Genomic DNA, 7,721 nt, shown 5'->3' on the forward strand with positions numbered 1-7,721 from the left:
GCCGCGGCGACGACGGAAGCCGGGTGGTGCTCTGATCTAACCCGGTTGACTACAGCCGCTCTTTGACGGCGGCCGAGAGGCGGGCGCCGTCGGCCTTGCCGGCGGCGATCGCGGTGGCGGCCTTCATCACCATGCCCATCTGCTTCATCCCGGGGCGCTCGCCGATCTCCTCGGCGACCTGCGCGATTGCGGTGTCCGCGACGTCGGCGACCTCGGCCTCGGTGAGCGGGGTGGGCAGGTACTCGTCGATGATCCGGCCCTCGGCGTGCTCGTTGGCGGCGAGCTCCCCGCGGCCGTTCTGGGTGTAGATCTCCGCCGATTCGCTCCGCTTGCGGGATTCCTTGGCCAGCACCTTGATGACCTCTTCGTCGGTGAGGTCTTTGGCCTCCCTGCCGGAGACTTCCTCGGTCTGGATCGCAGCTAACAGCATGCGCAGGGTGGCGGTTCGCAGCTTGTCCTGGGCCTTCATCGCCGCGGTCAGGTCCGCCCGGATCCGGGATTTGAGTTCCGCCATGTCTCTAGACGCTACGCGCCGGGTGGGGGGTCAACGTTGTGAAATGCCCCGGCCGCCGACAGGATGGAGCCCATGACGAACGACGCGCCCGGCTGCAGGGCTGGTTTGACGGGCCGCTGCACTCGGTGAGCGCGCCGCCGCCTGGTAATCCGGTTGGTCCGCCACCGGCATACGGCCCACAACCTCAATACGGTCCGCCCGCGGGATACGGCCCGCCGGCATACGGTCCGCCGGCGGGATACGGCCCGCCGGCATACGGCCCGCCGGCGTATGGCCCGCCGCCGGGCTACCCGCCCCCGTCGGGCTACGGCCCCCCGCCGGCCTACGGCGCTGCGCCCGGATACGGGCCGCCATCGGGCTACGGATCGCCGCCACCGTTCGGCCCGCCGTCGGGCTACGGAGCCGTCAAACCCGGGATCATCCCGCTGCGGCCGCTCACCCTCGGCGACATCTTCAACGGCGCGGTCGGCTATGTCCGAGCGAACCCTAAAGCGACGTTGGGGCTGACCGCCATCGTCGTGGTCATCATGCAGATCATCACCAAGGTCGCGTTCTTCGGGCCGCTGGCCGCCGCCGACAGGTTCGGCACCGATCAGCCCGGCGAACTGAGCTCGGGGGTGCTGGGCGCGTGGACGGCCTCGGTGGGTGGCGGCATCCTGGTCGGCTGGCTGGGCGGCATGCTGCTGTCGGGCATGCTCACCGTCATCGTCGGGCGGGCGGTGTTCGGGTCACCGATCACCATCGGCGAAACCTGGGCCAAGATCCGTGGGCGCCTGCTCGCCCTGCTCGGTCTGGCCCTGCTGGAAGCCGTCGTGGTGGCGGCCCTCGCCGGGCTGGTCGCGGTGATCATCGGGGTGCTGGCGGCGGTCGGCAACGCCGCGGCGGCCGTGGTGTTGGGCATCCCGTTGGTGCTGGCCGTCCTCGCGTTCCTGGCGTACCTGTACACGGTGGTGCTGTTCGCCCCGGTGCTGATCGTGCTGGAGCGGCTGCCGGTCATGGACGCAATCACCCGGTCCTTCAAGCTGATTCGCAACGGCTTCTGGCGGGTGCTGGGCATCCGGCTGCTGACGTTCCTGGTGGCAGCCGTGATCGCCAACGCCGTCGCGGTGCCCTTCAGCCTCGTCGGCCAGTTCTTCCAGGTCACCTCGTCCAGCACGGCGTTCCTGGTCAGCACCGCGATCCTGTCGGTGGGGGCGGCGATCGGCGAGATCATCACCGCACCGTTCAACGCGGGAGTCATCGTGCTGCTGTACACCGACCGCCGGATGCGCGCCGAGGCATTCGATCTGGTGTTGCAGAGCGGAGCCGCCCAGGGGTCCTACGCGGCCGCGTCCACCGACAACCTCTGGCTGACCCGGCCCCTGTAAGGCCCGAAAAGGATTGCCTGAGGATGCCTTCTATCGACATCGACCGCGATGCCGCACACCGCGCCGCGCAGGACGAGCTCAACAAACCCATCTATTCGAAGGGCTCCGCGCGAGAGCACTTCGTCGACTGGCTCAACGACCTGATCTACCGGCTGCTGCAGAAGACCTCAACGATTCCGGGCGGATGGCTCACCGCCACAGTGCTTTTCATCCTGCTCGCCATCGCGGTGCTCGTCGGCGTCTACGTTCTGCGCCGCACCATGCGCACCCGCCGCGGCGGCGACTACTCGTTGTTCGAGGCCGCCCAACTAACCGCCGCCCAGCATCGCGCGACGGCCGAGAACCATGCGGCGCAGGGCGACTGGGCCGCGGCTATCCGTCACCGGCTGCGGGCCGTCGCCCGCCAGCTCGAAGAGACCCGGGTGCTGACGCCCGCCCCCGGCCGCACGGCCAACGAACTGGCCCGCGACGCCGGCGCCGCGCTGCCCCATCTGGCCGGCGAATTGACGCAAGCAGCAACGGCTTTCAACGACGTGACATACGGTGAGCAACCCGGCACCCAACCCGCCTACCAGATGATCGCCGAGCTGGACGACCACCTGCGGTCCCGCTGGCAGGGCGGATCGCTGGGACCCAGCCGGGCGCAAGCCCCCGAGTCGTGGGCGGCGGTCCGCTGATGGCGACGACCACCGGTGCCTCTCCCGAAACCACGCCGCGGCGCTGGCGCACCTGGCGGTGGGTGCTCGTCACGCTGCTGGTGCTCGCGGTCATCGCCGGCGTCGATGCCTATTTGACCGCGCCGCGGCCCGGCGCACGCATGGACCCGGCGGCAACCGGACCCGACGGCGCCCACGCGCTGGTGGAATTGCTGCGCAACGCCGGAGTCGACGTCGTCGTGGCCAACAACATCGGCGACGTCGAACACGCGGCGCGCCCCGATGCGCTGATCCTGGTGGCCCAGAGCCAATACCTCACCGACACGCTGCTGGACCGGCTGGCCAACGTCCATTCGGACCTGCTGCTGGTGGAACCGACGACACGGACCCGCGAGGCGCTGCTGCCGGACATCCGGATCTCGGGCGCCAACGGTTTCGACCTCGACCCGAATTGCACGCTGCGCGAGGCGGTTCGGGCCGGCTCGGTGCGGTTCGGGCCCAGCAACACCTACGAGCCCAAAGGCGGCCGCGCGATGACCCGCTGCTACGACGGCGCGCTGATCCGCTTCCGCGACGACGGCCGCACCATCACAGCGGTCGGCAACACCGACTTCATGACCAACGGCGGCCTGCCGCAAGCGGGTAACGCGGCCCTGGCGATGAACCTCGCGGGTGACCGGCCCCGGCTCATCTGGTACGCGCCGCATCAGGTCGAGGGTGAATCCTCGGCCAAGGCATCGCTTTTCGAGCTGATCCCGCCCAATGTCATCTGGATCGTCGGTCAACTGGCACTGGTGGTGCTGCTGGTCGCCGTGTGGAAGGGCCGCCGCCCCGGGCCCCTGGTGGCCGAGGAGCTGCCCGTGGTGGTCCGCGCGTCGGAGACCGTCGAGGGTCGCGGGCGGCTGTACCGGTCCCGACGGGCACGCGACCGCGCGGCCACCGCCTTACGCACCGCCACGGCCGCGCGGCTGCTGCCGCGGCTGGGCCTGAGCGCGGGCGCGTCACCCGATGCGGTGGTGACCACCGCGGCCCAGCGCATCGGATCCGATCCGGCGTTCGTCTCCTACCAGCTGTTCGGTCCGCCCCCGACGACCGACAACGACCTGTTACAACTTGCCCGTGCGCTCGACGAAATCGAAAGGCAGGTCGCACACCCGTGACACAACCCTCTACCGCCCAGTCCCCCACCGCTGAATCGGCACGCGAGGCACTGCTGGCGTTGCGCGGCGAGCTCGCCAAGGCTGTCGTCGGACAGGAGGGCGTGGTCAGCGGCCTGGTGATCGCGCTGCTATGCCGGGGCCACGTGCTGTTGGAAGGCGTTCCGGGAGTGGCGAAGACGCTACTTGTCCGGGCGCTGTCCGCGGCGCTGCGGCTGGAATTCAAGCGGGTGCAGTTCACCCCCGACCTGATGCCCGGCGATGTCACGGGTTCACTGGTGTACGACGCGCGCACCGCCGCGTTCGTGTTCCGGCCCGGCCCGGTGTTCACCAACCTGCTGCTGGCCGACGAGATCAACCGGACCCCACCCAAGACCCAGGCCGCGCTGCTCGAGGCGATGGAGGAGCGACAGGTCAGCGTGGATGGCCAACCGCAGCCGCTGCCCGATCCGTTCATCGTGGCCGCGACCCAGAACCCGGTCGAATACGAGGGCACCTACCAGCTGCCCGAAGCCCAGCTGGACCGCTTTTTACTGAAACTGAATGTGACGCTGCCGCCGCGAGACGCCGAGATCGCCATCCTGCACCGGCACGCGCACGGCTTCGACCCGCGCGACCTGTCGGCGATCAACCCGGTGGCCGGGCCGGCCGACCTCGCGGCCGGCCGCGACGCCGTCCAGCGCGTGCTGGTCGGTGACGAGGTGCTGGGTTACATCGTCGACATCGTGGGGGCCACCCGGTCGTCCCCCGCGCTGCAACTGGGCGTGTCCCCCCGCGGCGCGACCGCCCTGCTGGCGACGGCGCGCTCGTGGTCCTGGCTGTCCGGTCGCAACTACGTCACTCCCGACGACGTGAAGGCGATGGCCCGTCCGACGTTGCGGCACCGGGTGATGCTGCGGCCCGAGGCCGAACTGGAAGGGGCCACCCCCGACGGTGTGCTCGACGGGATTCTGGCCTCGGTTCCGGTGCCCCGCTAGTGGTCCTGACCGGACGCACCGGGCTGGTCGCACTGATCTGCGTCCTGCCCATCGCGCTGTCCCCTTGGCCGGCAACGACTTTCGTGGCCCTGCTGATCGCGCTGGTGCTCGTCGTGGTCGTCGACGTCGTGTTCGCGGCCAGCCCCGCCAAGTTGCGCTACGTCCGTTCCCCGGATCGCTCCGCCCGGCTCGGCCAGCAGGTCGAGTGCGGGCTGTTGATCCGCAACGACGGCCCGCGCCGCTTCCGCGGCCAGATCCGCGACGCCTGGCCGCCCAGCGCCCAAGCGCAGCCGCGCACCCAGCCAATCAACATCGCGGCCGGAGCGGACCAGCACGTCACGACCCGGCTGCAACCGCTCCGCCGCGGCGATCAGCGCGCGACGGTGGTGACCGCCCGATCGTTCGGTCCGCTGGGGCTGGCGGGACGGCAGGGTTCGCGACCGGTGCCGGGCCAGTTGCGGGTGCTGCCCCCGTTTCTGGCCCGCAAGCACCTGCCGTCGCGGCTCGCCAAGCTGCGCGAGATCGACGGCCTGCTGCCCACGCTGGTGCGCGGGCAGGGAACCGAGTTCGATTCGCTGCGAGAGTATGTCGTCGGCGACGACGTGCGCTCGATCGACTGGCGCGCCACCGCGCGGCGCGCCGACGTGGTGGTGCGCACCTGGCGGCCCGAACGCGACCGGCGGGTGGTGATCGTGCTCGACACGGGCCGCACGGCGGCGGGGCGGGTCGGTGTCGACCCGACCGCGTCCGATCCGGCCGGCTGGCCGCGGCTGGATTGGTCGATGGACGCCGCGCTGCTGTTGGCGGCCCTGGCGTCGCGGGCCGGCGACCATGTCGACTTCCTCGCCCACGACCGGGTGAGCCGGGCCGCTGTGTTCGGCGCCTCGCGCACCGAGCTGCTTGCCCAGCTGGTCGACGCGATGGCGCCCCTACAGCCGACGCTCGTCGAATCCGATTGGCGGGCAATGGTTTCCACCACCGGGCTGCGCGCCCGCCGGCGTTCCCTGGTGGTGCTGCTGACCGACCTCAACGCGGCCGCCCTCGACGAGGGCCTGCTGCCCGTGCTGCCGCAACTGTCAGCCAAGCATCGTCTGCTGCTGGCCGCGGTCTCCGACCCGCGCGTCGACCAAATGGCCGCCGGGCGTTCGGATGCCGCGGCGGTCTATGACGCGGCGGCCGCCGAACGGTCCCGCAACGACCGCGGCGCGATCGCCACCCGGCTGCGCCGCAGCGGGGTGGAAGTCGTCGACGCGCCGCCCACCGAACTGGCACCGGCGCTGGCCGATCACTACCTGGCGATGAAGGCGACCGGGCGGTTGTAGCGATCGCCGCTCAGCGAGTCGGGACGAAGTCCGGCGCCTCCTCCATGTCGCCGCTTTCGCCGGCCTGCACGCCGCGGCGGCCGAAATAGACGATGTAGGACAGGAACGCCACCTCGGCGAGGACGCCGATGCCCACCCGCACGAACGTCGGCAACGGCGACGGCGTCACCAGCGCCTCGATCAATCCCGAAACCAGCAGCACCGCAACCAGACCCACGGCGACCGAGACGACGGCACGCCCCTGCTCGGCGAGCACCTGCCCCCGGGGCCGGTCGCCGGGGGCGATCACCGACCAGCCCAGCCGCATTCCCGTTGCCCCCGAAAGGAATACCGCCGTGAGTTCGAGCAGTCCGTGCGGGGCGAGCAGACCCAGCAGCAGGCCACCCTTGCCGGCCGGAAACATCAGGCCGGCAATGACGCCCAGATTGGCGGCGTTCTCGAACAGCACGAACGGGATGGGCAGCCCCAGCACCACGGACAGTGCGATGCATTGGGCAGACACCCACGAGTTGTTCACCCAGATCTGCAGCGCGAACGCGGCGGCGGGATGTTCGCTGTAATAGGACTCGACATCGTGGTTGACCAATTGCGCGATGTCACTGGGCGTTCCGAGGGCGGACTGGACGTCGGGACTGCCGGCGACCCACAGCGCGACAATCACGACGACGGCGAAGAACGCCGCCGCCGTGGCCAGCCACCACCGCCAGGTGCGGTACGCCACGACCGGGAAGGAGACCGTCCAGAACCGGGTGAATGCGTTGCTCAGTGGTGCGTGGGCACCCGTCACCGCCGAACGGGCCCGCGCGACCAGGCTGGAGAGCCGACCGATCAGCAGCGAATCCGAGGACGCCGAGCGCAGCATCGACAGATGGGTGGAGACCCGCTGATAGAGCTCGACGAGTTCGTCGATTTCCGCACCCGACAACGACCGGCGCCGCCCGATCAATCGGTCCAGGCGGTCCCAGGTAGGGCGATGGGCCAGCACGAACGCATCGACATCCACCCTGGGCAGCCTAATCGCACTCCCGGCGCGGCAAAGTGCGGCCGGCCACGCGGGCCCAACCTGTACCGTTCGAAGTTATGTCGGAGGTGGTGACCGGGGACGCGGTGGTGCTCGATGTGCAGATCGCCCAGCTGCCGGTGCGGACGCTGAGCGCGCTGATCGACATCGCGGTCATGGTCATCGGTTACCTGCTCGGCCTGATGTTGTGGGCCGCCACCCTGAGCCAATTCGATACCGCGCTGAGCAACGCGATCCTGCTGATTTTTACGGTGCTGGTGGTCGTGGGCTATCCCCTGGTGCTCGAAACGGCGACGCGCGGCCGTTCGGTGGGCAAGATCGCGATGGGGCTGCGGGTGGTGTCCGACGACGGCGGCCCAGAACGCTTCCGCCAGGCCCTGTTTCGCGCCCTGGCCGCGCTGGTGGAAATCTGGATGCTGTTCGGCAGCCCGGCCGTCATCTGCAGCCTTCTGTCCCCCCAGGCCAAACGGATCGGCGATATCTTCGCCGGCACGGTGGTGGTCAACGAACGCGGGCCCCGCCTCGGGCCCCCGCCGATGATGCCGCCGTCGTTGGCGTGGTGGGCATCGTCGCTGCAGCTATCGGGGCTGTCCGTCGGCCAGGTCGAGGTTGCGCGCCAGTTCCTTTCCCGGGCAACGCAGCTGGACCGTCAGCTGCGCGTGCAGATGGCATACCGCATCGCCGGTGACGTGGTGGCCCGCATCGCG

The 7,721-nt window shown here is 70.1% G+C and carries 8 protein-coding genes; 6 read left to right on the plus strand and 2 right to left on the minus strand.

Going from position 1 to position 7,721, the window contains the following annotated elements; translation table 11 throughout:
* Positions 1–49: 49 nt before the first annotated feature.
* A complete protein-coding gene (locus DQP58_RS25080) occupies positions 50–514 on the minus strand; it encodes a GatB/YqeY domain-containing protein (protein ID WP_112710796.1) in 465 nt (154 codons plus the stop codon).
* 125 nt (positions 515–639) lie between these two features.
* Between DQP58_RS25080 and DQP58_RS25085 the strand changes: the two genes are divergently transcribed.
* Genes DQP58_RS25085 through DQP58_RS25105 form a run of 5 tightly spaced genes read left to right on the plus strand, consistent with a single transcriptional unit; the run spans position 640 to position 5,993 of the window.
* Positions 640–1,881 (plus strand): hypothetical protein, encoded by a 1,242-nt coding sequence (locus tag DQP58_RS25085; RefSeq protein WP_112710797.1) that lies wholly within the window; start codon positions 640–642, stop codon positions 1,879–1,881.
* 23 nt (positions 1,882–1,904) lie between these two features.
* Complete coding sequence (locus DQP58_RS25090; protein ID WP_112710798.1) at positions 1,905–2,558, plus strand: DUF4129 domain-containing protein; 654 nt, start codon at positions 1,905–1,907, stop codon at positions 2,556–2,558.
* Positions 2,558–3,697 carry a DUF4350 domain-containing protein gene (locus tag DQP58_RS25095; protein ID WP_112710802.1) on the plus strand — a complete coding sequence of 380 codons (1,140 nt, stop codon included), beginning with the start codon at positions 2,558–2,560 and terminating at the stop codon, positions 3,695–3,697. Before DQP58_RS25090 ends, DQP58_RS25095 begins: the two co-directional genes overlap by 1 nt.
* Entirely contained in the window at positions 3,694–4,671 is a 978-nt protein-coding gene (locus tag DQP58_RS25100) for an AAA family ATPase (RefSeq protein WP_112710799.1), read from the plus strand. Before DQP58_RS25095 ends, DQP58_RS25100 begins: the two co-directional genes overlap by 4 nt.
* Positions 4,671–5,993, plus strand: coding sequence for a DUF58 domain-containing protein (locus tag DQP58_RS25105; protein ID WP_112710800.1), 1,323 nt, complete (start codon positions 4,671–4,673; stop codon positions 5,991–5,993). Before DQP58_RS25100 ends, DQP58_RS25105 begins: the two co-directional genes overlap by 1 nt.
* A gap of 10 nt (positions 5,994–6,003) precedes the next feature.
* On the opposite strand, the gene DQP58_RS25110 is transcribed toward DQP58_RS25105, so the two are convergent.
* A complete protein-coding gene (locus DQP58_RS25110) occupies positions 6,004–6,996 on the minus strand; it encodes a stage II sporulation protein M (RefSeq protein WP_112710801.1) in 993 nt (330 codons plus the stop codon).
* Positions 6,997–7,073: 77 nt separating this feature from the next.
* On the opposite strand from DQP58_RS25110, the gene DQP58_RS25115 reads away from it, so the two are divergent.
* A partial coding sequence (locus DQP58_RS25115; RefSeq protein WP_133259434.1) for an RDD family protein occupies positions 7,074–7,721 on the plus strand: 648 nt, incomplete at its 3' end.

The sequence above is a fragment of the Mycobacterium colombiense genome, from assembly GCF_003284975.1.
Taxonomy (GTDB): domain Bacteria; phylum Actinomycetota; class Actinomycetes; order Mycobacteriales; family Mycobacteriaceae; genus Mycobacterium; species Mycobacterium europaeum_A.

Bases quoted from the DNA above. Each gene is read 5' to 3' on its own strand.
- DQP58_RS25080 (WP_112710796.1), bottom strand. From the start codon at position 514: ATGGCGGAACTCAAATCCCGGATCCGGGCGGACCTGACCGCGGCGATG.
- DQP58_RS25090 (WP_112710798.1), top strand. From the start codon at position 1,905: ATGCCTTCTATCGACATCGACCGCGATGCCGCACACCGCGCCGCGCAG.
- DQP58_RS25095 (WP_112710802.1), top strand. From the start codon at position 2,558: ATGGCGACGACCACCGGTGCCTCTCCCGAAACCACGCCGCGGCGCTGG.